This window comes from Janthinobacterium sp. PSPC3-1, assembly GCF_049896105.1.
Classification (GTDB): Bacteria; Pseudomonadota; Gammaproteobacteria; order Burkholderiales; family Burkholderiaceae_D; genus Janthinobacterium.
In genome coordinates this window covers 14,290-38,233 of record NZ_JAFCTQ010000009.1, presented here as the reverse complement: position 1 = coordinate 38,233, position 23,944 = coordinate 14,290, and the positions used below count along the sequence as shown (strand labels likewise).

Genomic DNA, 23,944 nt, shown 5'->3' with positions numbered 1-23,944 from the left:
TTTATTCCTTGGTGGTCGCTGCCGTTTTCGATTCCGCCTTGGCGGCAATCTTGGCGTCTTTTGTTGCTGGTTTTGCGGGAGCCACTGGCGCCGTCGGATCGAAGTCCATTGCCACCATCTGTGGCGTCACCGGGGCGCCCGGGCGCACGCGCTGCAGGCCGTTGACGACGATCTTCTCGCCCGCCTTCAGGCCTTCGCGCACCACGCGCAAACCATCGGCGTTCGGGCCCAGCTTGACGGCGCGGTATTCGGCCTTGTTGTCGGCGCCCACCACGTAGACATACTTGCGGCTCTGGTCGGTGCCGACGGCGCGGTCGCTGATCAACAGCGCCGTGCCTTGCGCCTGCGCGCCGCTGCCGGTATCGAGCTGGATGCGGGCGAACAAACCAGGCACCAGCATGCGGTCGGCGTTGGCGAAGGTGGCGCGCATGCGCACGCTGCCGGTGGCCGGATCGAGCTGGTTGTCGACGAATTCCAGCTTGCCTTCATGCGGGAAACCGCTCTCGTTGGCCAGGCCCACCTTGACGAGCACGGGCGCGCCCTTTTGCGCCGTGCCGGCCACGCGCAGATAGGTGTCTTCGTCGCCGTCGAAGCTGGCGTAGATGCGGTCGGTCGAGACCACGGACGTCAGGATGGCGGTGGCGTCGATCAGGTTGCCGACGGTGATCTCGGCCTTCGATACGCGGCCGCTGATCGGCGCCTGCACCTGGGTGTACGACAGGTTCAGCTTGGCCGCTTCATACGACGCTTGGGCGGCGCGCACATTGGCGTCCAGCTCTTTCAGGCCCGACGCTTTTTCATCGAGTTCGCGCTGCGGGATGGCTTTTTCGGCCAGCAGTTTTTCGGCGCGCGACAGTTCCAGCTTGGCCAGTTCGGCCTTGGCGCGGGCCGAGGCGGCGGCGCCTTCGGCACGCGACACTTCAGCCTGGAACGGACGCGGATCGATCACGAACAGCACGTCGCCCTTTTTCACTTCGCTGCCCGGCTTGAAGTTCACCGAGGTGATGAAGCCGCCGACGCGCGAGCGGATTTCCACGCGTTCGATGGCTTCCAGGCGGCCCGAGAATTCCTGGGTTTCGGTAATCTGTTTTTCGATCACGGCGGCGGCCGAGATCGGTGGGCCACCGGCCGCCGGCGCGTCGGGCACCTTGCTGTTGGCTGAATCGCAGCCAGCCAGGCTGAACGCCACCAGGCCGGCAACGGCCAGCGAGGCCGCCAGGGGCTTGAGCAGGATAGAAATTTGTTGAACGTTTTTCATTTTATTTCCCTGTTTTATGAAAATTTCTAATGGTATAGACGACAGGAAGCCACCCAGCCGATTAAAGTGAATAAAGATGCAATGGCGCCCGACGGCGCTCGGTCAAAGATAAAGGGACCGCCTGCGTCAAAAAAGCGGGCGGGGTCGACAAAGCCGGCTGTACGAACGCACAGCGCAGACGAATGGGGTGTTCATGGAACTACACTACACAGTGTAACAACCAGAACTCAAAAAGTAAACTGCTAAGTGTAATTTATTTCAGCGTGCGGGATGGTAGTGTCATGAGCTGGGCTCCTGGCTGAGGCCAGCGACAAAACTGGCAATTTCACCGAGCACTTGCACCTTGCAAGCACATTCGTTACGGGCGGTGGCGTCTTGCAGCGGCACCGCGGGCATGCGCCGCACGGTCGTCTTGATGCCGCAGGCGATCAGCTTGCTGCCGTATTGTTCAGCCTCGTCGCGCAATGGGTCGTCTTCGCTGGACACGATCAGCGCCGGCGGCAGGTTTTTCAGCCTGCTCGACTGCAGCGGCGACGCATACGGATGGCTGCGGTCGGCGGCGTTCGGCAGGTAGCCCCGGTAGGCGGCGGCGCAGGCATCGGCCACTTCCACCAGTTCCGGGCAGCTCGGCAGAGAGCGCATCGAGCAGGTCGACAGGCCGGGGTCCAGCATCGGCATGATCAGCACCTGGCCGGCCAGCGCCGGACCGCCCCGGTCGCGCGACATCATGGCGCACACGGCGGCCAGGTTGGCGCCCGCTTCGATGCCCGACACCAGCATCTGCTTGCCGGTCCAGCCCAGCTTGGCCTTGTTCTTCTTGGCCCACACCAGCACGGCATGCGCGTCTTCAACGGCGGCTGGGAAAGGCCGCACGCTGGCCAGGGTGTAGTTCGACGCCAGCACCACCTGGTCGGCATTGCCCAGCACCAGGCAGCGCAGGAAATCGTCGGCGTCTTCCAGGTCGCCGTCATCGAAGCCGCCGCCGTGAAAGAACACGATCAGGCTGGATTTTTTCGCGCCCGGCACGCCGGCCGTATAGATGCGTGCCGCCAGCGGCCCGACTTCGCCCTGCACTTCGATATCGCGTATCTTCAGCGACTCGGCAGGCGCCAGGCCGGCTGCGCTGGCGGGCGCGTTCATTGCGCCACCACCGGCGCCACGGCCATGTCGAGACCGGCGTCATTGACGCACAGCAAGGTGCCGCCGACTTCATGGGTCAGGGCGCTGTAACCGCTGGCTTCGGCTTGCGCCGCCTGCGAGTAAGCGTCCGTAAATACCATCGAAGCCAGAGCAAGCGAGCTCACTACGAGCGCGAACACTGCCAAGTTTCCATTCCGATGACCCATGATTTTTCTCCTGTAACTATCAACCGCTGTTTCTGCAACCTCGTATTTATGCTGCAGTACAACAACTATAAACTTGTTCTACAATCTGATAAAGTAGGCAATGATGAATTGATTGTTCAAGATTCTGAACAATGTGAAGTAAAGTGTCAGGAAATCAAGTGAACAAGCTACAAGCCATGGAAGTGTTCATCCAGGTGGTCGATGCGGGCGGCTTTACGCGCGCGGCCGAAAACATGCAGTTGCCGAAAGCGACCGTGTCGACCCTGATCGCGGCGCTGGAAAGCAGCCTGTCGGTCAAATTGCTGAACCGCACCACGCGCCACGTCAGCATCACCTCGGACGGCGCCGCCTATTATGAACACTGCGTGCGCATCCTGTCGGACGTGCGCGAAGCGGAAGAATCGCTGTCGCGCACGCGGCTGAACCCCAGCGGCCGCCTGCGGGTCGATGCGCCCACCGCACTGGCCAGCGAACTCCTGATCCCCGCCCTGCCCGACTTTTTCGCGCGCTATCCCGACATCGTGCTCGAACTGGGCTGCAGCGACCGCCCCGTCGACCTGATCGAGGAAGGCGTGGACTGCGCCGTGCGCGGCGGTGAACTGGGAGACTTGAACCTGATCGCACGCCGGGTCGGCGTGCTGCATTTCGTCACTTGCGCCTCGCCCGGCTACCTGGCCCATCACGGCACGCCGCAACATCCGAACGACCTGCCGCGCCACCGCGGCGTGAATTTTTTCTCGGCCAAGACGGGCCGCACCTTCGAGTGGGACTTCACGCGCAACGGCGAACGCATCCAGATCGCCATGCCCAGCCATATCGCCCTGAACGACTCGAACGCCTACACGGCGGCCGGCGTGGCGGGCCTGGGCATCGTGCAAATGACGCATTTCATGCTTGCGCCATTGATGGAACAAGGCAAAATGGTCGAGTTGCTCAAGGAGTGGGAATCCGACCCGCTGCCGATCCACGTGATCTATCCGCCCAACCGCCACCTGTCCGCCAAGGTGCGCGTGTTTGTCGAATGGGTCGCCGACATGTTTACCAACCACCCGGCCACGCAGATGAAGACCAGGAATGCGCGCGCCGGCCAGACCGAGGCCCAGCCATGACAGCACCACAGCACCCGCCATACTCATCACCACATCGCATCGTTTTTCTCGACCGCGACAGCCTGATCGCCCAGGTCCGCCCACCCGCCTTTGCCCACGAGTGGGCCGAGCACGCGCACACCAAGGGCAGCGCACAGACTGTCGAACGCTTGCTTGGCGCCAGCATCGCCATCACGAATAAAGTGCCGCTGCGGGAGGCCGAACTGGCCCAATTGCCGGACCTGAAAATGATCGCCGTGGCCGCCACCGGCACCGACATCATCGACCTGCCCGCCTGTCGCGCGCGCGGCATTTTAGTGGCCAATATCCGCGACTATGCGCGCGCCACCGTGCCCGAACATACCCTGGCGCTGATGCTGGCCCTGCGCCGCCAGCTGGTCGCCTACCGCGCCGACATCGAGGCGGGCCTGTGGCAGGCATCGGACCGTTTCTGCCTGTTCGGCCATCCGATCCGCGACCTGGCCGGCAGCCGTCTGGGCTTGCTCGGTTACGGCGCGCTGGGCAAATCCGTGGCGCACCTGGCGCGCGCCTTCGGCATGCAGGTGGCGGTGCATAACCGTTCGCCGATCCAGGAAGACGGCGTGACCGAAGTGTCTTTGGCCGAACTGCTGGCCACTTCCGATGTAGTGAGCCTGCATCTGCCCTTGAGCGACAAGACGCGCCATATCATCGGCGCCAGGGAACTGGCCAGCATGAAGCCCACGGCGCTATTGATCAACACCGCGCGCGGCGGCCTGGTCGACGAAGCGGCGCTGGCCGAAGCGCTGAAAACAGGCGTGATCGCCGGCGCCGGTTTCGACGTGCTGTCGAAAGAGCCGCCGGAACCTGACAACCCGCTGCTGCAACTGCGCCTGCCCAACTTCATCCTGACGCCACATACGGCCTGGGCCAGCGGTGAAGCGATGCAGCTGCTGGCCGACATGCTGATCGATAATGTGGAAGCGTTCGAGCGGGGGACGCGGATGAACGTGGTGGGCTAGACAGGCTGCGCCAGGCCGGGCTTTTCAAACGAAAACCCTGGCGCATACAGGTGATAGCCATCGAAATCGCCCTTGCCGATCTGCGCGCCGCAGCTGCGCGCGATCGCATACGCCATGCTGAAGTGAAAGTAGAAATTCGGCAGGATATACAGGTGCAAAAACTCGTCGGCCGGCAGCACGATATCGGCAAAGCCGGCGCGGTCCATGCAGAGGCGATCCGGCCGCCCGTCAAAGCGCTGCGCCGGTATCGCTGCGAGATACGCGATGGTCTGCGCGATCTGCTCCTGCAGGGTGCTCGCATCGCTGAAGCTGACCACTTCCAATCCCGCCAGCGGACAGCAGCCGCGCAGCGAAAAGCTGATGGCCGCATTCACTTGCGAGGCAAACGGCAGCATCTCCGGATGCAGGCGGGCAGTCAATATCTGCGGCTGCGCCGCCAGCTTGTCCAGCATGGCCGACAGCTGGCGCAGCGAGCGGCAAAAAACATGCGGTGCGCTAATCGTCATTATTATCCTTCCTGGCCTTGAGCCACAAACCGAATTCCTTCATCACGGCCACCACCGGCAGCAAGCGCTGGCCATCTGCCGTCAACGCATATTCCACCTTCACCGGCACTTCCGGATACACCGTGCGCGCAACCAGCCCCGCCTCTTCCAGCGCGCGCAGATCGAGGGTCAGCATGCGCTGCGAAATATGCGGCACGTCGCGCCGCAGTTGGTTGAAGCGCTTGGGGCCATCGACCAGGTACGACACCAGCAGCAAGCGCCAGCGCCCACCGAGCAGGCGCATCGCTTCTTCGATCGAACATCCCGTCACGCTTTCCTTCATGGCCATTCACCCGCATCAAGTATAAAAAATGTACCTACACAACATTATAGTGCCTTCTTCCTTTTTTATCCCTGCTCCCTATAATGGCTGTCCAGGCGCTCTCACCTGGAGGGCGCCACTACCGGAGCCATCATGAAGCTGTACCACATCCCCGCCAGCTGTTCGCTGGGCACGCATATCGTCCTGAAGGAACTGGGCCTGGACGCCACCCTCGTCAAGGTCGATTACAAGCGGCACGTGACCGACGACGGCGCCAGCTATTACGATGTGAATGCGCACGGCTATGTGCCCGCGCTTGAGCTGGACGACGGACGCATGCTGCGCGAAGGGCCGGCCATCATGCAATACCTGGCCGACCTGCGCCCCGAAGCCCGGCTGGCGCCGCCCAACGGCAGCTTCGAGCGCTACCGCCTGCAGGAATGGCTGAACTTCCTGTCCACCGAAGTACACAAGGGATTTATTCCCCTGCTGTACGCCGCCCAGGCCGGTAACTACGTGGAAATGGCCAGGCCCAAACTTGAACAACGCTATGCCTGGATCGACGAGCAACTGGCCGGAAAACCCTATCTGATGGGCGAGCACTTCAGCGTGGCCGACGCCTACCTGTTCGCGCTGACGGGATGGGGCCAGGCACCGTGGCTGACCTCGTATTACAAGGCCGAGATCCATTTCGACCAGCTCGATCATTTACGCGACTGGTACCAGCGCGTGCAGGCACGGCCGGCGGTACAACAAGCCTTGCGCGAGGAAGGGCTGATTTAATTCCCGCCATGCCTGCCGAAAAACGCCCACATCACCTCATTGGCATCGATGCTGCTTGACGTCTTGCCGATGGGCAGCCCGACATTGAAAGCATCGGCGCCGGGCCAGCTGTGTCCACCGCCATCGATGGTGACCAGCGCCACGCTTTGCTGGCCGTTGCCCTGCTCCAGCATGCTCACTCTCAGGTCGTCGCCCGTGGCGGCGGGCAGCACACGCGGCGAGGCGGTGTCGGCTGCGATGCCGTTGACCTTGGCCCAGTAGCGCAAGGTGGCGTCAGCCGACAGATAGCCGCCGGCCTTGCCCTCATACAGCACCACCTGGTCGGCCGTGCCGTGGATCAGCAGCATGCCGACCTTCTCCGGTTTGCCGTGATGCGCGAGTACCAGCTCCGGCATCGGCGCGCCGACCGAGGCCACGGCGGCGAACTGCTGCGGCAGCTCGGCGGCCAGGCGCAGGGCAAAGAAGCCGCCGCGCGACAGGCCGGTGGCGTACACACGCTTGGGGTCGATACGGTAATCGTGTTTCAGCTTGGCCAGCATGGCTTGCGTGAAGCCGACGTCGTCGGTGCCGGCCAGGTAATCCATGCCGAAGCCCACGTTCCAGTCCTGCTTGATGCCTTGCGGGTAGACGACGATAAAACCGTGGCGGTCGGCGGCCCGGTTCATCTGCGTGTACAGCATCTGCTCGGCCATGGTCATGCCGCCGCCATGGAAATTGAACACGACTGGGAAGGCTTGATGCGGCTGGCTTTGGTAAGCGGGCGGCGTGTAGACGATATAGCGCCGCTTGGTGTCCTGGTGCTGCAGGGTTTGCACCTGGGCCTGGGCCAGGACGGGGAAGCAGGTGGCGAGCAACAACAGCAGGCTGACAATGATGTTCATGGGGTTCTCCGCAAGTAAAGTGCGTCCAGCATACGGAGGGCGAGGTGAAATCGCGGTGAAATCGGCCGGCTTTAAGCCGCCATGATGGGAACGATATCGACGCGGTAATCCGCTGTGCCCGGATAAAAACGGATTTCCCATTGCATCACCTGCGCCAGGCGCGCCAGCAGCAGCTGGCCATGCGAAAAACCCTGCACGCGCACGGCCTGCCCCACCGGCACGGTATTGTGGATGGACAGGCAGCCTTGCTCGAAGGAAATCGTCAACTGGCAGGCGGGGCCGCCGTGGAACAGGGCATTGGCCAGGCAATTGTTCAACAGCAGGTTGATCAACTGACGATGGCCCCGCACCGGCAGGCGCTCCGGCAAGTCCAGTGCCAGCAGGCTGGCGTCCCAGCGATGTTCTTCAAGCAGGCGCAGCAGGCATTGCTCGATGCAGCCGCGCAGCTCCACCGTGTCAACGGCAATCTGCTCGGCGCGCGCCAGCGCGAACAGCAGCTCGACGGTATTGCTCAGCTCATCGGTGCCCTGTTGCAGCTGAGCTTGCTCTTCCAGGAGCAGCGGACGCTCCGCCGCCAACATCAAGGTATTGCGCATCAAGGTCAGCGGCGTGCGCAATTCGTGGCTGACATCACGGGCAAACGCCTGTTCGCGCCGCAAGGCCGTTTGCAGTTCGATAAACGTGCTTTCCAGCCGGCGCGCCAGGAAGCCGATTTCGTCCGGCCGCTCGCGTGCGCTGAACTGCGGTGGATGTTCGGGCGTCAAGGCGCGCGCTTCCTGCGCCAGTGTTTGCAAGGGCAACACCAGCCGCCGCGCCAGCAGCCAGGCCAGCAGCAGCGCCAGGCCGACCAGCGCCAGCGCGACGCCGATCAGCACGCCGCCCACTTCCCGCACCAGGCGCGACACCACCAGCAGCGGCGCCACATCGGCCAGCAGATACCAGCGCATGGGCTTGCCTGCATTCTCCAGCGCCAGCGCCATCACGTGGTAATGCTGGCCCGTACTTGTAAATACTTCGGCGCGCGGCGCCGATGGCAAAAATTGCTGCCGCACGGGCGCCGGCAGTGCGCCATAGTCGCGATAGACCGTGATCAGGTCGCTGCCGGAGGCCGCCGCCGCGCCCTGCTGGCGCACGCGCATGGTGATGGCGGCCGCCTCGCGTTCCAGCAGGCGCTGCACCAGCATGTCTTCGGTGACATAGGAAATCACCACTGCCAGGCCCGTATAGCACAGGCACAGCAGCACGGCAAAACCGGCCAGTGCCGCAAACAGGCCACGCCGTATGGTCGTGGCCATCACGGCCCTGCCCGGCTGCCGGCGTCCATGGCCAGCCGATAGCCCAGCTGCGGTATCGTCACCAGCAGGCCGGCGGCGCCCGCGAGTTCCAACTGCTTGCGCAGCGCATAGACATGCGACTTCAAGGCGTCGCTGTCCGGCGGCTCGCTGCCCCACAGGTGGGCGATCAGGGCCGAGCGCGAGACGGCGTGCGGATACTCGCGGCACAGCAGCAGCAAGATCCTGAAACCGCTCTGCGTCAGCGCCAGTGGCGCCTCGCCATACAGGGCGCGGCCTTCGCGCGCCAGCAACCGCAGCGGGCCGACGCGCATTTCCTGGTGCACGTGCAACTGGCTGCGCCGCGCCAGCGCCTCGCAGCGCAGGGCCAGCTCGCGCAAGTCGAACGGTTTGGTCAGGTAATCGTCGGCGCCGTCATTGAAACCGCGCGCCTTGTCTTCATAGGCGTCGCGCGCCGTCAGCATCAGGACCGGCACATTGCTGGGCGCGCCCGCCTTGATGGCGCGGCACACCTGCAAACCGTCGATATCGGGCAGGTTCAGGTCCAGCAGCACCACGTCATAGATATTGCTGGTGGCCAGCCGCACGCCCAGCGCGCCGGTGGAAGCATGGTCCAGCTGCCAGCGCAGGCCGTCGACGAACGTGGCGACCTGGCGCGCAATGCCGGCATGGTCTTCGATCAGCAGGATGGTAAGCGGCGCCCGGCTCATGCGGGGTTCGCTACTACCGGCACTTGCACTCGCTCGGCCCCCTGCCGCGCATGCCAGCAGTGAGCTGCCATGGGTCGATATATTTCAACTGACCCGACTGCTGTGTTTCCGCACATTTTCTTGAACAAAGTTGTTCCTTCGTTGGGATAAACGGCGCCACGTACATGAACAGCAGGTTCACGCCAACAATCGCGACCAATATCAGTCCAATGATCGCCGGAACGGATAATGTCTTCCATTTCCGCATGTCGATTAATCCGCCGGCAGACGCCGCGCTTCCCACTCGCGCCGCAGCAGGCCATACAGCGCCGAATCGCTGACCTGGCCGCCGACGATCCAGCGCTCGGGCAGGTAGCCTTCCTGCTTGAAACCCAGGCGCAGCAAGGCGTTGGCCGAGCCGATGTTCAAGGGATCGATATCGGCTTCCAGCCGGTTCAGGTCGCGCTCGACAAAGGCGTATTCCAGCAGCGCCGTCAACGCTTCGTGCATATAGCCCTGGCCCCAGTAGGGGCGGCCCAGCGCGTAACCCAATTCGGCGCGGCGGTTTTGCCGGTGCACGGCATGCAGGGTGCAGCTACCCATGTATTCGCCGGTTGCCTTCAATGCGATGGCAAAACGAAAGAACTCTTCTTTCTCGAACGCCTCGGCGTCGTCGGCAATCTGCTGCACGGCGCGGCCCGGGGCCTGCCAGGGTGGCTCGCTGAAGTAGCGCATCACTTCCGGATCGGAATGCATGGCGAACAGGGCGTCGGCATCGGACGGGTGCGGCGGGCGCAGGATCAAGCGCCCGGTGGTGATGGTTTTGGTGTAGGCCATGCGGCTCCAGTGGGAAATGCGCAACGTTATTAGTTTATGCAACTATATGGAAGTTGCGGCCGTTTTCCAATAGCTTCGTTTAGAATATTATTAACAGAAATTCAACCCACTGCGCCCTGATGTGGCTGCCAGGAGAAGCTGATGAAGAAGATCTTGACCGTACTGACCTGCGCCCTGGTGCTGCAAACCAGTGCCTGGGCGCTTGATCCGGCCAGGCAGGAAAAGGTCGAACTGGCGCAAGGCGCGCCTGTCAAAAAGCTGAGCGGCAAGATCAAGGGTTATGCCACGGTCGAATACAGCGTCACGGCGCCGGCCGGCAGCAAGCTCGCCATCAAGCTCAATAGCGCCAATACGTCCACCTGTTTCAATGTCAGCCAGGATGGCGCGGACGAGGCGCTGTTTGTCGGCTCGCGCGACGGCAACCGCTACCAGGCTGCCGTCACCGCTCCAGGCCACTACAAGGTGCTCGTGTACCTGATGCGCAATGCGGCCCGCAAGGATCAAACAGCCAGCTACGTGCTGGAAGTCGGCGCCACCGGTTCCTGAACAGCGCATGCGCGCGCTGCTCAATGTCGTGCTGCTGGCGCTGTCGCTGCTGGCCAGCTTCCATGCGCTGGCCCAAAGCAAGACCGCCACCACCGCCTGAGCCGCACGCTGGCGGCGCTGCAGGCAGCCAATTTCAAGATTCCCTGCCAGCGGATCGATATCAAGCGGCGCCCTGCGGATGCCGAATAGCGCCAGCGCGGTACCGGCAATCAGGCAGCCGGCGACGCAGGCCAGCCATCTGGTGGCAGCGGAATACGCCATCAGAAACGGCGGTGGCCTTGATCGGCGTCGCAGCGGCCGCTGAACTTGATCAGGCCGTCGATGGTGATGGCGCCGTTCATGCGGTTGATCGACAGGCGCGGCTGGTTCAGGCCGTTCAGGCGGAACTTGCCGCGTATTTCATCGTGGCCGACGCTCAGCTCGTCGATTGGCCACCAGCCACTGTCGTTGTCGCCATGCAGCGGTGGAATCAAACTCCCGGGCAACTGGATGTCGCCACGGCCGCCGTGGATCGATACGGTCAAGGTGGCTTGGAAATCGGATTTGCCCAGTTCCATGCCTTGTTTCGGCACGTATTTGTGCTGGCGCGCATCCCATTCATAGCCCGAGCGGTATTCGGCGCTGGGCTTTTCCGCGCCACCATAGCAGACCAGCTGGATATCGTCCCGTGCTTCATCGCGCCGCTCGTCACGCCGGTCGTCACGATAATGGTCGTCGGACTGGGCGGTGGCCGCGCCGGCAAACGCCAGCAGGCACAGCATGAGGCCAGCTTTCATGATGACTCCTTGATGGAAAAAAACCTGGGTGAACGGGCCAGGCAGCCACTACAGCATGCGCTGCCCCTGCTGGTACAGCAGCGCGCGCACCGTCTCGACATTGTCATTGCTGACCAGGAAAAAACTCTGCAGCTCGTCAAATGGCGTGACCGCCACCAGGGTCCAGCCCTGCGGCTGCAATTGCTGGCGGAACCAGGCCAGCACGCTGGCGCTGAAGTCGTCGCCACCAACCACATCGCGCTGCTGCTGGCTGCCGGGCGCGGCGACCGACAGGCCCAGCTCATGTACCGCGCTGGCATCCTGCACCGCCTGCGTGCCGATCCCGGGCCACTCTTTCCACTCCCATTCGCCGGCCGGCAGCAGCATCGCCTGCAGGGTTGCCTGCTCCTCATCGGACAGCGCGCGCTTGTCCTGGAACTGGCGTATCTGCCCCACCAGCCGCGCCAGGCGCTCGGCCATGTCGGCCTGGGCCTCGTCGTCGAAGTCGGCCACGCCATCCTCGTTTTCCACCACCACGTCAAAGCGCAGCGGCACGCTGGCCGCCACCGGCGTCAGCTTGTAGGTGGTGTAGTCGGTGAAATCGGTCGAAATCGACAGCACACCGTCTTCCCACTCGTGGACGGTCTGGTCGTCTTCATCATAAAAGGTGGTGCAGGCTTGCCCGGGATCGGCCAGGGCGATCAAAAAAGCGGCGTGCTCGGCGTAGCTGGTGTCTGGCATGTGATGGCTCCGGTTCAGCTGTGGTGTACAGGACGAAACTTATTATTCCATGCAACTATAATTGTGTGGCAAGTTATTTTACTGACCGACAGGATGGTTGCATGGCGTTTTTTTCACGTGAGTATGAGGTATTCCTGCTGCTGGCCGCGCCCGCTTCGCCCGGCTTGTGGCAGCAGGAACAATGGACGCCGTTTGCCGACAAGGTCAACAGCATCGTGGCGCAAGCGCGTGGCAAGGGCGCCGTGCGCAGCCATCAGTACAATCCGGCCGGCAAGCTGATTCCGTTTGGCCGCATGGGCTGGGACGCCAAGGGCCATGCCAAATGGACGCACACGCCGGCAACCAGGGATGCGCGTTTCATGAGCCTGGAAGCGTGGGCGCCCGCCTGGACCACCTGCGAAAAAGACGACCTGGCGCCCGACCTGTTCATCAGCCTGTTCAATGAAGACTATCTGAACAGCGCCGGCAAGCCGCTGCTGTTCGGCCAGCGACTGGTGTGCGCGGTTGCCACCGAGATGGGGCCGGAAGCGGCCGCCACCGTGCGCGCGGCGCTGGCGCAACTGGCCGCAAAGCAACAGGCACCCGTGTTCGCCCACGCCAGGCGGCCATGGGGCAAGGCCATGCTGGGCGGATTCAGCAGCGCGATCCAGGACCTGGCCCTGACCGATCTATTTAAACCGGGCAACCCACATGAACGCGCGCTCGATGCCGAGACGTTTCGGGGACACTGGAATTTTATCGAGGTGGCCCATGCGCCATGCTGAACACCCCGCCCTACATATATTGCGTTTGCCTGGTCTTGCCGCGCTGACTGGGTTCGCCCTACACGCGGACGCCGTTGAACTGGCTGGTGCTGATACAGAAAGCAGCCAAACAGTTGGAAATAACGCCAGCCAAACTGACATTGTCGATCGACCGTGACTTGCTTCATGATGACAAACCGCAGCTGTACGGCAGCCCGTTTGGGACAAAAAAGCGATGGCAAAAACCACATCCGGCCGATTGCCGATCCTGATGGACTCGACGCGCGCCGCGCCAGCATGGGCATGCGGCCATTCGACGACAATCCCCTTATGTTCAAATAATCGGCATTCCGGCTATAACAACCGGCGTCCCTGCAGCCCCATCAGGGCCTGCGCCTGTTCAAGCTGCTCTAGCCTGACCAGGAAAAAGGCTTGCAGTTCGTCAAATGGCGACACGACCACCAGGGTCCAGCCTTGCGGCTGCAGCTGCGTGCGAAACCAGTCCAGCACGCCGTCGCTGAAATCGTCGCTGGCATTGACGCGGTGCTGTTGCCGCGCGGTCGGCGTGGCGAGTTCTATATCGAGCTGATGGGTTGCCATGGCGTGCTGCAATTCGCCGGTGCCGATCTCGGCCCACTCTTTCCACTCCCATTGGCCCGCTGGCAACAACAGCGCGTCCAGCAGCTTTACTTCGTCGTCTGACAGCACACGCCGGTTCTGGAACAGGCGTATCTGCCCGACCACCCGCGCCAGCCGGTCTGCCAGGTCATCCTGTGCGTCGGCATCAAACTCGTCGACGCCATCCTCGTTCTCGACAAGCACATCGAATTGCAGCGGCGCACTGTTCGCCACCGGGGTCAGTTTGTAGGTGGTGTAGTCCGTGAAATTCGTCCAGATCGTCAGCACGCCGTTTTCCCACTCATGCAAGGTCTGGTCGTCTTCATCATAGAAGGTGCTGCAGGCCTTGTGCGGATCAGCCAAGCTGATCAGGAAAGCGGCGTGTTCGGCAAATGCTGCTTGTGGCATGGAGAGTCCGATCTCAGTAAGTTCCCGGCAACAGAATCTTTTTGTCCACCTGCTGCAAATCGCGCAGGCCGCAGAAGGCCATTGTCAGGTCCAGCTCGTTGCGCAGGATATCGAGGCATTTTGTCACACCCGGGCGGCCCATGGCGCCCAGTCCGTACAGGAAGGGCCGGCCGATATACACGCCCTTCGCGCCCAGCGCCACGGCCTTGAGCACATCTTGGCCCGAGCGGATGCCGCCGTCCATATGCACCTCGATTTCCGCACCGACCGCGTCGACGATGGCCGGCAAGGCTTCGATCGACGATTGCGCGCCGTCCAGCTGGCGGCCCCCATGGTTGGAGACGATCAGCGCATCGGCGCCGCTATTGACGGCCAGGCGCGCGTCTTCCGCGTCCATGATGCCCTTGATGATCAGCTTGCCGCCCCAGCGCTGCCTGATCCATTCCACGTCCTTCCACGACAGGCTGAGGTCGAACTGCTGCTGGGTCCACGCCGACAGCGACGACATGTCGGACACCGAGGTGGCGTGGCCGACGATATTGCCGAAGCCGCGGCGTTTGGTTGCCAGCATGCCGGCCACCCAGCGCGGCTTGGTGGCCATGTTGATGATGTTGGGAATGGTGAGTTTCGGCGGCGCCGACAGGCCGTTGCGCAAGTCCTTGTGGCGCTGGCCCAGCACCTGCAGGTCCAGGGTCAAGACCAGCGCGCTGCACTTGGCGGCCTTGGCGCGGTCGATCAGTCGGTTGATGAATTCGCGGTCCTTCATTACATACAGCTGGAACCAGAACGGTTTCGTCGTGTTCGCCGCCACGTCCTCGATCGAGCAGATGCTCATGGTCGACAGGGTAAACGGCACGCCGAACTGTTCCGCCGCCTGCGCCGCCAGGATCTCGCCATCGGCGTGCTGCATGCCCGTCAGGCCGGTGGGCGACAGGGCCACCGGCATGCTGACGTGCTGGCCGACCATGGTCGAGGCCAGGCTGCGGTTTTCCAGGTTGACGGCGACGCGCTGGCGAAACTTGATCCTGGCAAAATCACTTTGATTGGCACGGTAGGTCGACTCGGTCCACGAGCCCGAATCGGCGTAATCGTAGAACATGCGCGGCACTCTTTTTTGCGCCAGCACGCGCAAGTCTTCGATGCAGGTGATCATGGTCATGCGTTTCCTCGTTCGATGGCAGGTCGGAGCATGATCCTGCATTTGACGATGATTGTCTATCTGTCAGGCAAGCTCCGTCCAAGAACGATCAATTAGTGATTACCAGTTGCGCGCGCCGAGGATTTTTTCGCCCAATTCGCTCAAGTCAGCCTGCGGATAGCGCAGCTTTTCCTGTTCCAGGGGGTCGCCGGGAAAGGCATAGCCTTGCGGCGCGCTGCGTTCGCGCCAGCTTTGCACGCGCCAGTCGCGCAAGGACTGATTGTCTTCCTGGGCCGGCGTAAACGAGATGTATTGCGCCAGGCGGACCTGGTCGCTTGACGTATTCGGGCGAATGCCGTGCGCCAGCAGGCTGTTAAAGATCAGCAACTCGCCCTTCTTCATGGCGATGAATTCCATCGGATACGGCACGGTGTCCAGGTCCGGCTGCCACGGGTTGCGGTCTTTCGGCGCCTGCTCGCGCCAGGCCAGCAAGTTGTTGAACAGCTCCGGATAGCATTGAAAACCGCCGCTCTCCGGCGAGGTATCGGACAGCGCCAGCACGCCCTGCACGTTGACCGGCAAGGGGTCCAGCGTGGTGTCGGCATCCCAGTGGATAAAGCCGCCGAACTTGCGCTTGCCATTGTTGGGGGTGTTCAGGTTGGCGCGGTCGATGGTCACCCACAGGTCCTCGCGGTCCCAGATATCGACAAAGGCGTCGTACACGCGCCGGGTCTGGCGGTTGTCCCACATGGTCTGGTTGTGATACGCCTCGACCATGCCGGAACCGTTCAGTTCCTTCATCGCGTGGTCGCGCAGCTGATCCTGGTTCCAGGTGGCGGGGTCATGCTGGTCCAGGCCCTGGAATTCCCACAGGAAATCCGTGGTGCGTTTGACCTGCTCCGGGCTGACGGCATCCTTGACGATCACATAGCCCCAGGTTTGCCAGTGTAAAAAGTCCTGCTCGGACAGTACCCGCAGCGGCAGCTGCTTTTGAATGTCGCGCAACTGCGCCTGCTCGATATAGGCCACCGAAGGGTTGCCCGGGCGCTCATCGCCATATTGGTAACGGTCTTGCATCGCTGTCTCCTGTTGTGATGTTATGGAACAGATTGTGCGATATACAGCGCTGGCAAATACGCCGGCAACAGCCAATACTGATACTATCCTGACCATACCAGCCGATAAAACGTTCCGATGACACCCTTATACGAACAAGTGACGATTCCTGCTGGCCAGTCGTGGGGCTTGCTGTGGCGCGAGCTGGAGGCGATCCCGTTCATCTGGCACTACCATCCGCAGTTCGAGCTGACCCTGACGGTGAACGCGCGCGGCCAGCGCTATATCGGCGACCACCTGGGCGATTTCGAACCGGGCGACCTGGTGCTGGTGGGGCCGAATTTGCCGCATACCTGGTCGGCCAGCGAGCGCATCGATGCAAGCCGGCCGATGCTGGCGGTGGTGGTATGGTTTTCACTGGAATGGATAACGCAGCTGGCCGGCGTGCTGCCGGAACTGCACAGCCTGCGGCAACTCGCCTTGCGGGCCGGGCCGGCGCTGCAATTCACAACCGAGGTGGCTGCACGCAGCGCCGCCAAGCTGCTGCAACTGCAAGCGATGCCGCAAGCGCAGCGCTTGCCGCTGCTGCTGAACGTGCTGCTGGAACTGGCCGGCGACCTGCAGGCGCGGCCGCTGGCCTCCGGCGCGCTGCAACTGATCGCGGCCGATGGCCAGCAAAAGCGCATTGCGGCCGTGCTGGACCATATGCATCAACATTTTCGGGAAGACATCGCCGTCGAGGACCTGGCGCGGCGCGCCGCCTTGTCGCTGGGCGCGTTTCACCGCTTTTTCAAGCGGCACGCGCTGTGCACGCCCAGCGCGTATCTGGCTCGGCTGCGCATCGGCCGCGCCTGCCAGCAGCTGATCCAGACGCAGCACGGCATCGCCACCATCGCGCAGGAAGCGGGCTACCGCAACCTGGCCCATTTCAACCGGCAATTCCGGGCCGACAAGCAGATGACGCCGCGCGCGTTTCGCCAGCAATACCGGTGAAGGATGGGGAAACCATGAAAACGGCGCCGGAATAGAAAAAGGGGATCAGATTTTACAATCTGATCCCCGATATTCTGGTGCGGCTGGCAGGAATTGAACCCACGACCCCTTGGTTCGTAGCCAAGTACTCTATCCAGCTGAGCTACAGCCGCAAAACTTACTCTTCACCATACTGCATGAAGTCACAACCTTCAACCGAAACCTGAAAAATCCAGGCTGCGGGTAATACTGGTGCGGCTGGCAGGAATTGAACCCACGACCCCTTGGTTCGTAGCCAAGTACTCTATCCAGCTGAGCTACAGCCGCAAAACTTACTCTTCACCGTACTGCATGAAGTCACAACTTGTTTCCTGTACCAGACGGACGCTGATACGGGGATAATACTGGTGCGGCTGGCAGGAATTGAACCCACGACCCCTTGGTTCGTAGCCAAGTACTCTATCCAGCTGAGCTACAGCCGCAAAACTGATTGCACTTCACCTACAACATGAAGCTTGAAACTTTTTACTACAAAACCAGATACCATCTGATTTCTTGAATTCTGGTGCGGCTGGCAGGAATTGAACCCACGACCCCTTGGTTCGTAGCCAAGTACTCTATCCAGCTGAGCTACAGCCGCGCAGGCAAACATTATAGCGTATTCGTTTCGCTTTGAAAAGTTCGATTTTTCAATCGCTTAGCCGGTTTTTGCAAAGTACCGCACTGCAATGCCCTGCTCTTTTCGCACCTGAAAAGCTGACGCCATTCGCGCTGTCGTTTTCCGCTTTCACGGAAGGCTTCCAGCGCTTCGAGAAGTTGCTGTCTCGAAAGAAGCGGGATTATAGGGACTGCATCCCGGCCTGTCCAGTGCTATCTGTACAAGCCTGGCAAATCGCGCCCGGCGGCGGGTTGACGGGATGTCCACAGGATTAAAGATATGACAAGGGCAAGCGTGTGCAGGCGTCTGCGCGCTTGGGGATACAATGAGGGCGAGATAGATCGAAGTTGGCCCTGTAACACCACATGACAGCTATTCCATCATGATCCATTCCATGAACTCAGCGACGGTAGCCCGCCTCGCCTGCCCCACAAGGTGCGGGGTCGAGCGTGGCGACCAGGCACACAGGATTTCCGATGGTTAAGCATGACCTCCAGCAGAAGCCGCCTCCTCCCACGGTACCGCTGAGCCTGTCGGATGCCGGCATCGCCACGGTACTCGAAGGCATCACCGATGGCTTCAGCGTGCTCGATGCCAACTGGAACATCCGCTATATCAATGCGCGTGGCGCCGAAATGCTGGCGCCGCAGCACGCCCGGGGCGCCACCCTGGCCGGCAGCAACCTGTGGCAGGCCTGCCCCGACATGCTGGGCACGGAACTGGAAACGCAATACCGGCGCGCCATGGCGCTGCAGCAAAGCTGCAGTTTCGAACTGCTCCATACGCCGCTGGGGCGCTGGCTGGAAGTGCGCATCTTTGCCGGCGCCGATGGCCTGACCACCCATATCCACGATATCAGCCAGCGCAAGGCGGCCGAAGACAGCTTGCGCCAGAGCGAAGAAGACTTGCGCGCGCTGGCCGACTCGATTCCGCAACTGGCCTGGATCGCCAATTTCGACGGCACCATGGCCTGGTACAACCAGCGCTGGCATGACTATACCGGCACCACGCCCGACGAGATGGCCGGCGACGGCTGGGATACGGCCTACGACCCGCATTTCCTGCCGCAGATGCTGGAGGGCTGGAAAGCGGCCTTGCACAGAGGTACGCCGTTTGAAATGGAGTTCCCGATCCGTGGCAGCGACGGCCGGTACCGCTGGTTTCTCACGCGCGCCAATCCGGTGCGCCGCGGCGAACAGCTGCTGCGCTGGTTCGGCACCAGTACCGATGTCGATGAAGTCAAGCATGTGGAAGAAGCGCTGCGCGATGAAACGCGGGTACTCGAATTGCTCAACAACACGGGCACCACCCTGGCCGGCACGCTCGACCTGCCCTCCCTGCTGCAAGAGACGGTCGACGCCGCCACCCGCATCAGCGGCGCGCGCTTCGGCGCCTTTTATTACGATGCCGAGCATGAGGCCGATGCTGCGGGGAATGAACCCTTGTTGAAAGTGGCGCAAGCCGTCAACGGCGTCTCCGCACAGCAGGCGGCCGCCATCGCCTTTGATCTGCGCATGGGTCCGGCGATGCGCCACAACGATTTGCAAACGGCGCCGGACGACGGCACGGAAGAAGGCCACGACGGCGCGCCCGTGCTGCGCAGCTGCCTGAGCCTGCCCGTGCGGTCACGCTCGGGCCAGTTGCTGGGCCGGCTGCTGCTGGGCCATCCGCAGCCGGGCATGTTCAGCCTGCGCAGTGAACGCATCGTGGCGGCCATCGCCGCCCAGGCCGCCGTCGCGCTCGACAATACGCGGCTGTATGTGGAAGCGCGGCGCGCCGCCGAAGAGCGCAAGGTGCTGCTCGACAGCGAACGCGAGGCACGCGCCGAGGCAGAACGCACCAACCAGTTGAAGGACGAATTCCTGACCACCCTGTCGCACGAATTGCGCACGCCGCTGTCGGCCATCCTGGGCTGGGCACAGGTATTGCGGCGCGGCACGCGCGACCAGGCCGATCTGCACCGCGGACTGAACAGCATCGAGCGCAATGCGCGCGCCCAGGCCCAGCTGATCGAAGACTTGCTCGACATGAGCCGCATCACCTCCGACAAGGTGATGCTCGAGATGCAGACCATCGTGCCGGCCACCGTGATCGCCTCGGCGATTGAAACCCTGCGCCCGGCTTTTGACGCCAAGCACATCACCGTGCACACCCGGATCGCGGACGACGCCGGCACCATGACGGGCGACCCCAGCCGCATGCAGCAGGTGATCTGGAACCTGCTGTCGAATGCGCTCAAATTTACCCCCCAGGGCGGCACGGTCGACGTCAACGTGGCGCGCGAGGGCACGCGCCTGCTGCTGACGATCGCCGACAATGGCGTCGGCATCCGCGCCGACTTCCTGCCCCATGTGTTCGACCGCTTCCGCCAGGCCGATGCCTCGACCACGCGCAAGCACGGCGGCCTGGGCCTGGGCCTGGCCATCGTCAAGCACCTGGTCGAGCAGCATGGCGGCACGGTCGCCGCCAGCAGTCCCGGCGACTTGCAGGGCGCCACGTTTACCGTGCGCCTGCCCGCCGACAGCCGGGCGCCGGCCCCGCGCCAGCACAGCGAGGAGCCGGCCCGGCAGCCAGACTTGGCCGGCGTCAAGGTGCTGGTGGTCGACGACGAGGCCGATGCGCGCGAACTGGCCGAACGCATCTTGCGTGACGCCCATGCCGACGTGGCCAGCGCCGCCAGCGCCGAGGAAGCGCTGCGCCTGCTGGACAGCGCGCCGCCGGACGTGCTGGTGAGCGACATCGGCATGCCCGATGTCGATGGTTTCGACTTGCTGGCCTTGCTGCGCGCGCGCGCCAACGGCCAGGGTGGCGACCTGCCGGCATTGGCCCTGACGGCATTTGCCCGCCCCGAGGACCGCCAGCGCGCGCTTGGCAGCGGCTTCCAGGCCTACCTGGTCAAGCCGCTCGATCCGGCCGAACTGCTGGCAACGGTGGCGCGGCTGGCCGCCACCGCCAGGAAGGCTGAAACCGGTTGAAACCGGCGCCAAATTGAGCCAGGAAAAGTGATGCAAAGAAATAAATAATTCGGATTAAAAATTCATCAATCTGGTTTAGACTTCCTACTTTCAGACGCGGCACTGTCCTACAAGCAACTTCAAACCCGTTTGCTACACTGAAATAGACCCGCGCAGCTGTCGACACGCAGCCCTCGACAAGTACAGGCACGCCCCCTTGCCAGGCAAGGACAAAGCGAACTCACCTTCTTCCGTGCGCCCTGTCTTGATGCAAGCGGTTACTATCGTCGCGCTCCTTCGCTGGCCGCAGTCGCCGCGAACGATGCTTGCGATGACCTTACAGAATTCACCGGGATTACCCATGCCTAGCCAAGATGAAATTTTGAAAGCCAAGATTTTGGTCGTTGATGATTCACCGGACAATGTCGACCTGATGCTCGAAATCCTGCGCGATGCCGGCTACAGCAACGTCACGGCCACCATGCGCCCGGCCCAGGTCTGCCCGCTGCACCTCGAACATTGCTACGACCTGATTTTGCTCGACCTGCAGATGCCCGAACTGAACGGTTTCCAGGTCATGAAGGGCCTGAAGGAAATCGAACACGGCGGCTACCTGCCGGTGCTGGCGCTGACGGCGCAACCGAGTTTCAAGATCGCCGCCCTGGAAGCGGGTGCGCGCGACTTCATCAGCAAGCCCTTCGACCTGATGGAAGTGCACAAGCGCATCCATAACATGCTGGAAGTGCGTTTGCTGTACAAGGAACTGGCGCAATACAGCAAGCAGCAGCAGGAACTGGCGCTGCACGACCCCCTGACGGGCCTGCCCAACCGCCGCCTGCTGGAAGACCGCATCGAGCACACCCTGCAGCATTCGGCCCGCGTGCGCGGCAAGTCGGCCATCCTGTATCTCGACCTTGACGGCTTCAAGGCCATCAACGACACGTATGGCCACGCCTATGGCGATGAGATCCTGAAGCTGGTGGCGGCGCGCCTGGTCAACGCCTCGCGCAAGGAAGACACGGTGGCGCGCATCGGTGGCGACGAATTCGTCATCGTGCTGGGCAACCTGGCCGGCAAGGGCGACGCGCGCGAGCCGGCCGCCAAGCTGATCGAAGTCATTTCCGAGCCGTATTTCATCAACGACCTGACCTTGCGCCTGTCGACCAGCATCGGCATCAGCATCTACCCGGACGACGCCACCACCGTCGACGCCCTGCTGAGCGCGGCCGACACGGCGCTGTACGAAGCCAAGCGAGCCGGCAAGAACCGCTATTGCTGCGCGCCGCACGACCTGGCCGTGACGCAAGCCAATGCGCACGGCGTGACCTCGCTGGCCTGAGCCAGATGCGCCCCCGATAAAAAAACCGGGACGCCGCTGTGATGCGGCGTCCCGGTTTTTTTTATTCCGGCAATCCAGGTTTACTTCGACTTCTTGCTCGCCGCTTCTTCATGCTTGCCGGCATGCTGGTGGTCGCTGTGGGCATTGACTTTTTCAGGCGCCACTTCGATGCGCGTGATGCCGGCGTCGACCGAAATCGGGTCGCTGGCCGGGAACGTCATTTCGACGGCGTCGTCGAGCAGCTCTTCCTTGGCCTTTTCTTCGACCGTCATGCCTTCTTCGTCGGCCAGGATGGCCAGCGCGCTGGCCCATTTGACGAAATTGAGATTGGCCAGTTCACGTACCGTGGTCACGCCGAAGGCCTGGGTCAGGGCCTTGGCATCCTTGGCGCTGACGCCGCGCAAGGCGCTGATGGGCGCGTTGACGATGTCGCGGAAGCTTTTGGCACAGTATTCTTGATCAACAATAGTATCGATATTCATGGCATGTCCTTTCGTTTGGTGGGGGCCGGTCCTGCGCCCGAGCCGCAATGGCGGCAATTGCCGCATCTGCTGCATGGCTTGCGCACAGCCTCACTATGGCAGGCGCGCTTGCCCTGGTATGTGCGCAAGCGTACGCACAGCGCATGGCCCACGCAGTCCCCTTGTTTGACCCTGTTAATGGAAAGCCATTACAGTTATCGAAAAGATAGAAATTTTCCTGCCATGCGCCCCGCAATGAAATCCTCATGTATGATCCCGTCATTCCGGTCGTAACCTTTTATCATTCATGGGGCGCCATGTCCGCACAAACAGATCAGAGCAATGAAGCGGCCCACCCCGATGCGGCGCGTGCCGCCGATCTCAGCGAATTGCTGGGACACATCAATACCAGCTGGGACAACGAGCGCCGCGCCCTGTCGCGCCAGCTGCATGACAGCCTGGGCTCGTCGCTGACGGCGCTGACCATGCATTTGTCGCTGCTGACACAAAAGATGCCGCAGGAAGCCGTGCTGCTGGACCGCGCGGCAACCATGAAGCAATTGCTGTTGAATGTCATCGAGACCAACCGGCAGATGCAGATCAAGCTATGGAATGACAAGCTGGAGTTCCTGGGCGTCAACGTGGCACTGGGCGAACTGGCGGCGCAATTTGCCGAACAACATAAAATCACCGTGCGCTGCAGCCTGCCCGAAGATGAACTGGTGTGCCCGCGCAATGTGGGCGTGGCCCTGCTGCGCACCCTGGAAGAAGGACTGGCCAATATCGCCGCCCATGCCCAGGCCACGGAAGTGGACGTCATCGTCGACGACAATGACGAGGCGCTGATGATGACGATCAAGGATAACGGCGCAGGCCTGCCGGCCAGCCTGCCCGCCGACATGCACAAGCACGGCTTGCGCGCCGTGCGCGAACGCGTGGCTTATTTGGGCGGCACCCTGGCGCTGGCAACCCATCCGCAAGGCGGCACCACCCTGACGGTAGTGCTGCCTCGCAGCGCGCCGCTGTAATCTACCTGGAACGCTCGCCGGCCTGCGCATCGCAGCGGATGCGGCTCATGGGGAAGTTAATGGTGGTCAACTTCCCTTTCAAGGTACCGACAATGCTGGCGTGCACGATACGGTAGCTGACGTGGCGGTAGATGATGCGGCTGGGAAAATCATTGTCCAGGTTGGCAAAGATGAATTCATTCGGCTTGTCCTGCCGCAGCAGATTGAATTCGACCGGCGCCGCGCCCGAGGGCTGCACGATATAGGCCAGCTGGCCCGGCACGGTCAGCCGGAGCTGCACGAATTCAAACGCGGTGGTCTTGCCGCCCTTGACGGTGCGGCTGGCACCGAGGATGGTGCCGCCCGCCGCCGTGCTCCATTGTTCTCCCGAACCGGGTTCGGCGCCATCGACCTGCCAGCAGCCGGTCAGCCAGGCCAATTTCTCCACCGTTTCCGGCGGCGCAGCCTTGGTGGCGGCCTGGGCCAGCCCCGATCCCGCAAACAACGCTGCTGCAATCAATATGTTCAACGATCGTTTCATGTCATCTCCAGTAGCGGGCCAGAAC

26 protein-coding genes and 4 tRNA genes are annotated in these 23,944 nt (G+C 62.3%); 10 read left to right on the top strand and 20 right to left on the bottom strand.

The window, feature by feature from the left end:
- Position 1: 1 nt before the first annotated feature.
- The 3 genes from ACP7B7_RS11840 to ACP7B7_RS11830 all read right to left on the bottom strand — a co-directional run bounded on the left by ACP7B7_RS11840 (position 2) and on the right by ACP7B7_RS11830 (position 2,562).
- Positions 2 to 1,258 (bottom strand): efflux RND transporter periplasmic adaptor subunit, encoded by a 1,257-nt coding sequence (locus tag ACP7B7_RS11840; RefSeq protein ID WP_426076792.1) that lies wholly within the window; start codon positions 1,256 to 1,258, stop codon positions 2 to 4.
- Positions 1,259 to 1,537: 279 nt separating this feature from the next.
- The gene (locus ACP7B7_RS11835; protein WP_426076791.1) at positions 1,538 to 2,398 is read right to left on the bottom strand and encodes an alpha/beta hydrolase; all 861 of its coding nucleotides are present in this window, start codon (positions 2,396 to 2,398) and stop codon (positions 1,538 to 1,540) included.
- Positions 2,395 to 2,562, bottom strand: a complete 168-nt coding sequence (locus ACP7B7_RS11830) for a hypothetical protein (RefSeq protein ID WP_308921856.1) — start codon at positions 2,560 to 2,562, stop codon at positions 2,395 to 2,397. Before ACP7B7_RS11830 ends, ACP7B7_RS11835 begins: the two co-directional genes overlap by 4 nt.
- 200 nt (positions 2,563 to 2,762) lie before the next feature.
- Here ACP7B7_RS11830 and ACP7B7_RS11825 point away from each other — a divergent pair, with 200 nt between their 5' ends.
- A complete protein-coding gene (locus ACP7B7_RS11825; RefSeq protein WP_308921857.1) occupies positions 2,763 to 3,713 on the top strand; it encodes a LysR family transcriptional regulator in 951 nt (316 codons plus the stop codon).
- The gene (locus ACP7B7_RS11820) at positions 3,710 to 4,693 is read left to right on the top strand and encodes a D-2-hydroxyacid dehydrogenase (RefSeq protein WP_426076790.1); all 984 of its coding nucleotides are present in this window, start codon (positions 3,710 to 3,712) and stop codon (positions 4,691 to 4,693) included. Before ACP7B7_RS11825 ends, ACP7B7_RS11820 begins: the two co-directional genes overlap by 4 nt.
- On the opposite strand, the gene ACP7B7_RS11815 is transcribed toward ACP7B7_RS11820, so the two are convergent.
- Both ACP7B7_RS11815 and ACP7B7_RS11810 read right to left on the bottom strand, forming a co-directional pair.
- Positions 4,690 to 5,199, bottom strand: a complete 510-nt coding sequence (locus ACP7B7_RS11815) for a DUF1993 family protein (protein ID WP_426076789.1) — start codon at positions 5,197 to 5,199, stop codon at positions 4,690 to 4,692. The genes ACP7B7_RS11820 and ACP7B7_RS11815 overlap by 4 nt on opposite strands.
- Complete coding sequence (locus ACP7B7_RS11810) at positions 5,189 to 5,521, bottom strand: winged helix-turn-helix transcriptional regulator (RefSeq protein WP_426076890.1); 333 nt, start codon at positions 5,519 to 5,521, stop codon at positions 5,189 to 5,191. The genes ACP7B7_RS11815 and ACP7B7_RS11810 overlap by 11 nt, the downstream gene beginning before the upstream one ends.
- Before the next feature lie 132 nt (positions 5,522 to 5,653).
- Between ACP7B7_RS11810 and gstA the strand changes: the two genes are divergently transcribed.
- Positions 5,654 to 6,283, top strand: coding sequence for a glutathione transferase GstA (gstA, locus tag ACP7B7_RS11805; RefSeq protein ID WP_426076788.1), 630 nt, complete (start codon positions 5,654 to 5,656; stop codon positions 6,281 to 6,283).
- Here gstA and ACP7B7_RS11800 read toward each other — a convergent pair.
- The 4 genes from ACP7B7_RS11800 to ACP7B7_RS11785 form a co-directional block, all read right to left on the bottom strand.
- Positions 6,280 to 7,164 (bottom strand): extracellular catalytic domain type 1 short-chain-length polyhydroxyalkanoate depolymerase, encoded by an 885-nt coding sequence (locus tag ACP7B7_RS11800; protein WP_426076787.1) that lies wholly within the window; start codon positions 7,162 to 7,164, stop codon positions 6,280 to 6,282. The two genes, gstA and ACP7B7_RS11800, sit on opposite strands and share 4 nt — an antisense overlap.
- 71 nt (positions 7,165 to 7,235) lie before the next feature.
- Positions 7,236 to 8,459, bottom strand: coding sequence for a sensor histidine kinase (locus tag ACP7B7_RS11795; RefSeq protein ID WP_426076889.1), 1,224 nt, complete (start codon positions 8,457 to 8,459; stop codon positions 7,236 to 7,238).
- Positions 8,459 to 9,166, bottom strand: a complete 708-nt coding sequence (locus tag ACP7B7_RS11790; protein ID WP_426076786.1) for a response regulator transcription factor — start codon at positions 9,164 to 9,166, stop codon at positions 8,459 to 8,461. The genes ACP7B7_RS11795 and ACP7B7_RS11790 overlap by 1 nt, the downstream gene beginning before the upstream one ends.
- A 252-nt stretch (positions 9,167 to 9,418) precedes the next feature.
- Positions 9,419 to 9,982 carry a GNAT family N-acetyltransferase gene (locus tag ACP7B7_RS11785; RefSeq protein ID WP_426076785.1) on the bottom strand — a complete coding sequence of 188 codons (564 nt, stop codon included), beginning with the start codon at positions 9,980 to 9,982 and terminating at the stop codon, positions 9,419 to 9,421.
- A 141-nt stretch (positions 9,983 to 10,123) separates the two neighbouring features.
- Between ACP7B7_RS11785 and ACP7B7_RS11780 the strand changes: the two genes are divergently transcribed.
- On the top strand, positions 10,124 to 10,528 hold the full coding sequence (locus ACP7B7_RS11780; protein ID WP_426076784.1) for a hypothetical protein: 405 nt from the start codon (positions 10,124 to 10,126) through the stop codon (positions 10,526 to 10,528).
- 260 nt (positions 10,529 to 10,788) lie between these two features.
- On the opposite strand, the gene ACP7B7_RS11775 is transcribed toward ACP7B7_RS11780, so the two are convergent.
- Positions 10,789 to 11,304 (bottom strand): hypothetical protein, encoded by a 516-nt coding sequence (locus tag ACP7B7_RS11775; RefSeq protein ID WP_308921869.1) that lies wholly within the window; start codon positions 11,302 to 11,304, stop codon positions 10,789 to 10,791.
- Between the two features lie 48 nt (positions 11,305 to 11,352).
- The gene (locus ACP7B7_RS11770; protein WP_426076783.1) at positions 11,353 to 12,024 is read right to left on the bottom strand and encodes a hypothetical protein; all 672 of its coding nucleotides are present in this window, start codon (positions 12,022 to 12,024) and stop codon (positions 11,353 to 11,355) included.
- 101 nt (positions 12,025 to 12,125) lie between these two features.
- On the opposite strand from ACP7B7_RS11770, the gene ACP7B7_RS11765 reads away from it, so the two are divergent.
- The gene (locus tag ACP7B7_RS11765) at positions 12,126 to 12,788 is read left to right on the top strand and encodes a hypothetical protein (RefSeq protein ID WP_308921871.1); all 663 of its coding nucleotides are present in this window, start codon (positions 12,126 to 12,128) and stop codon (positions 12,786 to 12,788) included.
- Positions 12,789 to 12,953: 165 nt separating this feature from the next.
- Complete coding sequence (locus ACP7B7_RS11760) at positions 12,954 to 13,109, top strand: hypothetical protein (protein ID WP_308921872.1); 156 nt, start codon at positions 12,954 to 12,956, stop codon at positions 13,107 to 13,109.
- Between the two features lie 12 nt (positions 13,110 to 13,121).
- Here ACP7B7_RS11760 and ACP7B7_RS11755 read toward each other — a convergent pair whose 3' ends face one another.
- The 3 genes from ACP7B7_RS11755 to ACP7B7_RS11745 form a co-directional block, all read right to left on the bottom strand.
- A complete protein-coding gene (locus ACP7B7_RS11755) occupies positions 13,122 to 13,793 on the bottom strand; it encodes a hypothetical protein (protein ID WP_426076782.1) in 672 nt (223 codons plus the stop codon).
- A gap of 13 nt (positions 13,794 to 13,806) precedes the next feature.
- Entirely contained in the window at positions 13,807 to 14,952 is a 1,146-nt protein-coding gene (locus ACP7B7_RS11750; RefSeq protein ID WP_426076781.1) for an alpha-hydroxy acid oxidase, read from the bottom strand.
- A 99-nt stretch (positions 14,953 to 15,051) separates the two neighbouring features.
- The gene (locus ACP7B7_RS11745) at positions 15,052 to 16,008 is read right to left on the bottom strand and encodes a phytanoyl-CoA dioxygenase family protein (protein ID WP_308921875.1); all 957 of its coding nucleotides are present in this window, start codon (positions 16,006 to 16,008) and stop codon (positions 15,052 to 15,054) included.
- Positions 16,009 to 16,125: 117 nt separating this feature from the next.
- Between ACP7B7_RS11745 and ACP7B7_RS11740 the strand changes: the two genes are divergently transcribed.
- Positions 16,126 to 16,980 carry a helix-turn-helix domain-containing protein gene (locus tag ACP7B7_RS11740; protein ID WP_426076780.1) on the top strand — a complete coding sequence of 285 codons (855 nt, stop codon included), beginning with the start codon at positions 16,126 to 16,128 and terminating at the stop codon, positions 16,978 to 16,980.
- Between the two features lie 75 nt (positions 16,981 to 17,055).
- Here ACP7B7_RS11740 and ACP7B7_RS11735 read toward each other — a convergent pair.
- From ACP7B7_RS11735 to ACP7B7_RS11720, 4 genes are all read right to left on the bottom strand, one after another.
- A tRNA-Arg gene (locus ACP7B7_RS11735) sits at positions 17,056 to 17,132 on the bottom strand.
- A gap of 77 nt (positions 17,133 to 17,209) precedes the next feature.
- A tRNA-Arg gene (locus tag ACP7B7_RS11730) sits at positions 17,210 to 17,286 on the bottom strand.
- 78 nt (positions 17,287 to 17,364) lie between these two features.
- Positions 17,365 to 17,441, bottom strand: a tRNA-Arg gene (locus tag ACP7B7_RS11725).
- A gap of 81 nt (positions 17,442 to 17,522) precedes the next feature.
- Positions 17,523 to 17,599, bottom strand: a tRNA-Arg gene (locus tag ACP7B7_RS11720).
- 494 nt (positions 17,600 to 18,093) lie between these two features.
- Here ACP7B7_RS11720 and ACP7B7_RS11715 point away from each other — a divergent pair.
- Both ACP7B7_RS11715 and ACP7B7_RS11710 read left to right on the top strand, forming a co-directional pair.
- Positions 18,094 to 20,592, top strand: a complete 2,499-nt coding sequence (locus tag ACP7B7_RS11715) for a hybrid sensor histidine kinase/response regulator (RefSeq protein WP_426076779.1) — start codon at positions 18,094 to 18,096, stop codon at positions 20,590 to 20,592.
- Between the two features lie 340 nt (positions 20,593 to 20,932).
- Positions 20,933 to 21,910 carry a GGDEF domain-containing response regulator gene (locus tag ACP7B7_RS11710; protein WP_308921878.1) on the top strand — a complete coding sequence of 326 codons (978 nt, stop codon included), beginning with the start codon at positions 20,933 to 20,935 and terminating at the stop codon, positions 21,908 to 21,910.
- An 80-nt stretch (positions 21,911 to 21,990) separates the two neighbouring features.
- On the opposite strand, the gene ACP7B7_RS11705 is transcribed toward ACP7B7_RS11710, so the two are convergent.
- Positions 21,991 to 22,392, bottom strand: coding sequence for a hypothetical protein (locus ACP7B7_RS11705; protein WP_308921879.1), 402 nt, complete (start codon positions 22,390 to 22,392; stop codon positions 21,991 to 21,993).
- A 296-nt stretch (positions 22,393 to 22,688) separates the two neighbouring features.
- Here ACP7B7_RS11705 and ACP7B7_RS11700 point away from each other — a divergent pair, with 296 nt between their 5' ends.
- Entirely contained in the window at positions 22,689 to 23,399 is a 711-nt protein-coding gene (locus ACP7B7_RS11700; RefSeq protein WP_308921880.1) for a sensor histidine kinase, read from the top strand.
- A 1-nt stretch (position 23,400) separates the two neighbouring features.
- Here ACP7B7_RS11700 and ACP7B7_RS11695 read toward each other — a convergent pair whose 3' ends face one another.
- Positions 23,401 to 23,919: a DUF6265 family protein gene (locus ACP7B7_RS11695; protein WP_426076778.1), complete on the bottom strand. Its 519-nt coding sequence runs from the start codon at positions 23,917 to 23,919 to the stop codon at positions 23,401 to 23,403.
- Positions 23,920 to 23,944 lie beyond the last annotated feature (25 nt).

Bases quoted from the DNA above. Each gene is read 5' to 3' on its own strand.
- ACP7B7_RS11790 (WP_426076786.1), bottom strand. From the start codon at position 9,166: ATGAGCCGGGCGCCGCTTACCATCCTGCTGATCGAAGACCATGCCGGC.
- ACP7B7_RS11715 (WP_426076779.1), top strand. From the start codon at position 18,094: ATGGTTAAGCATGACCTCCAGCAGAAGCCGCCTCCTCCCACGGTACCG.
- ACP7B7_RS11750 (WP_426076781.1), bottom strand. From the start codon at position 14,952: ATGACCATGATCACCTGCATCGAAGACTTGCGCGTGCTGGCGCAAAAA.
- ACP7B7_RS11785 (WP_426076785.1), bottom strand. From the start codon at position 9,982: ATGGCCTACACCAAAACCATCACCACCGGGCGCTTGATCCTGCGCCCG.
- ACP7B7_RS11700 (WP_308921880.1), top strand. From the start codon at position 22,689: ATGTCCGCACAAACAGATCAGAGCAATGAAGCGGCCCACCCCGATGCG.
- ACP7B7_RS11800 (WP_426076787.1), bottom strand. From the start codon at position 7,164: ATGAACATCATTGTCAGCCTGCTGTTGTTGCTCGCCACCTGCTTCCCC.
- ACP7B7_RS11815 (WP_426076789.1), bottom strand. From the start codon at position 5,199: ATGACGATTAGCGCACCGCATGTTTTTTGCCGCTCGCTGCGCCAGCTG.
- ACP7B7_RS11710 (WP_308921878.1), top strand. From the start codon at position 20,933: ATGCCTAGCCAAGATGAAATTTTGAAAGCCAAGATTTTGGTCGTTGAT.
- ACP7B7_RS11775 (WP_308921869.1), bottom strand. From the start codon at position 11,304: ATGAAAGCTGGCCTCATGCTGTGCCTGCTGGCGTTTGCCGGCGCGGCC.
- ACP7B7_RS11835 (WP_426076791.1), bottom strand. From the start codon at position 2,398: ATGAACGCGCCCGCCAGCGCAGCCGGCCTGGCGCCTGCCGAGTCGCTG.
- gstA (WP_426076788.1), top strand. From the start codon at position 5,654: ATGAAGCTGTACCACATCCCCGCCAGCTGTTCGCTGGGCACGCATATC.
- ACP7B7_RS11820 (WP_426076790.1), top strand. From the start codon at position 3,710: ATGACAGCACCACAGCACCCGCCATACTCATCACCACATCGCATCGTT.
- ACP7B7_RS11840 (WP_426076792.1), bottom strand. From the start codon at position 1,258: ATGAAAAACGTTCAACAAATTTCTATCCTGCTCAAGCCCCTGGCGGCC.
- ACP7B7_RS11760 (WP_308921872.1), top strand. From the start codon at position 12,954: ATGATGACAAACCGCAGCTGTACGGCAGCCCGTTTGGGACAAAAAAGC.
- ACP7B7_RS11810 (WP_426076890.1), bottom strand. From the start codon at position 5,521: ATGAAGGAAAGCGTGACGGGATGTTCGATCGAAGAAGCGATGCGCCTG.
- ACP7B7_RS11695 (WP_426076778.1), bottom strand. From the start codon at position 23,919: ATGAAACGATCGTTGAACATATTGATTGCAGCAGCGTTGTTTGCGGGA.
- ACP7B7_RS11770 (WP_426076783.1), bottom strand. From the start codon at position 12,024: ATGCCAGACACCAGCTACGCCGAGCACGCCGCTTTTTTGATCGCCCTG.
- ACP7B7_RS11705 (WP_308921879.1), bottom strand. From the start codon at position 22,392: ATGAATATCGATACTATTGTTGATCAAGAATACTGTGCCAAAAGCTTC.
- ACP7B7_RS11795 (WP_426076889.1), bottom strand. From the start codon at position 8,459: ATGGCCACGACCATACGGCGTGGCCTGTTTGCGGCACTGGCCGGTTTT.
- ACP7B7_RS11755 (WP_426076782.1), bottom strand. From the start codon at position 13,793: ATGCCACAAGCAGCATTTGCCGAACACGCCGCTTTCCTGATCAGCTTG.
- ACP7B7_RS11765 (WP_308921871.1), top strand. From the start codon at position 12,126: ATGGCGTTTTTTTCACGTGAGTATGAGGTATTCCTGCTGCTGGCCGCG.
- ACP7B7_RS11780 (WP_426076784.1), top strand. From the start codon at position 10,124: ATGAAGAAGATCTTGACCGTACTGACCTGCGCCCTGGTGCTGCAAACC.
- ACP7B7_RS11745 (WP_308921875.1), bottom strand. From the start codon at position 16,008: ATGCAAGACCGTTACCAATATGGCGATGAGCGCCCGGGCAACCCTTCG.
- ACP7B7_RS11740 (WP_426076780.1), top strand. From the start codon at position 16,126: ATGACACCCTTATACGAACAAGTGACGATTCCTGCTGGCCAGTCGTGG.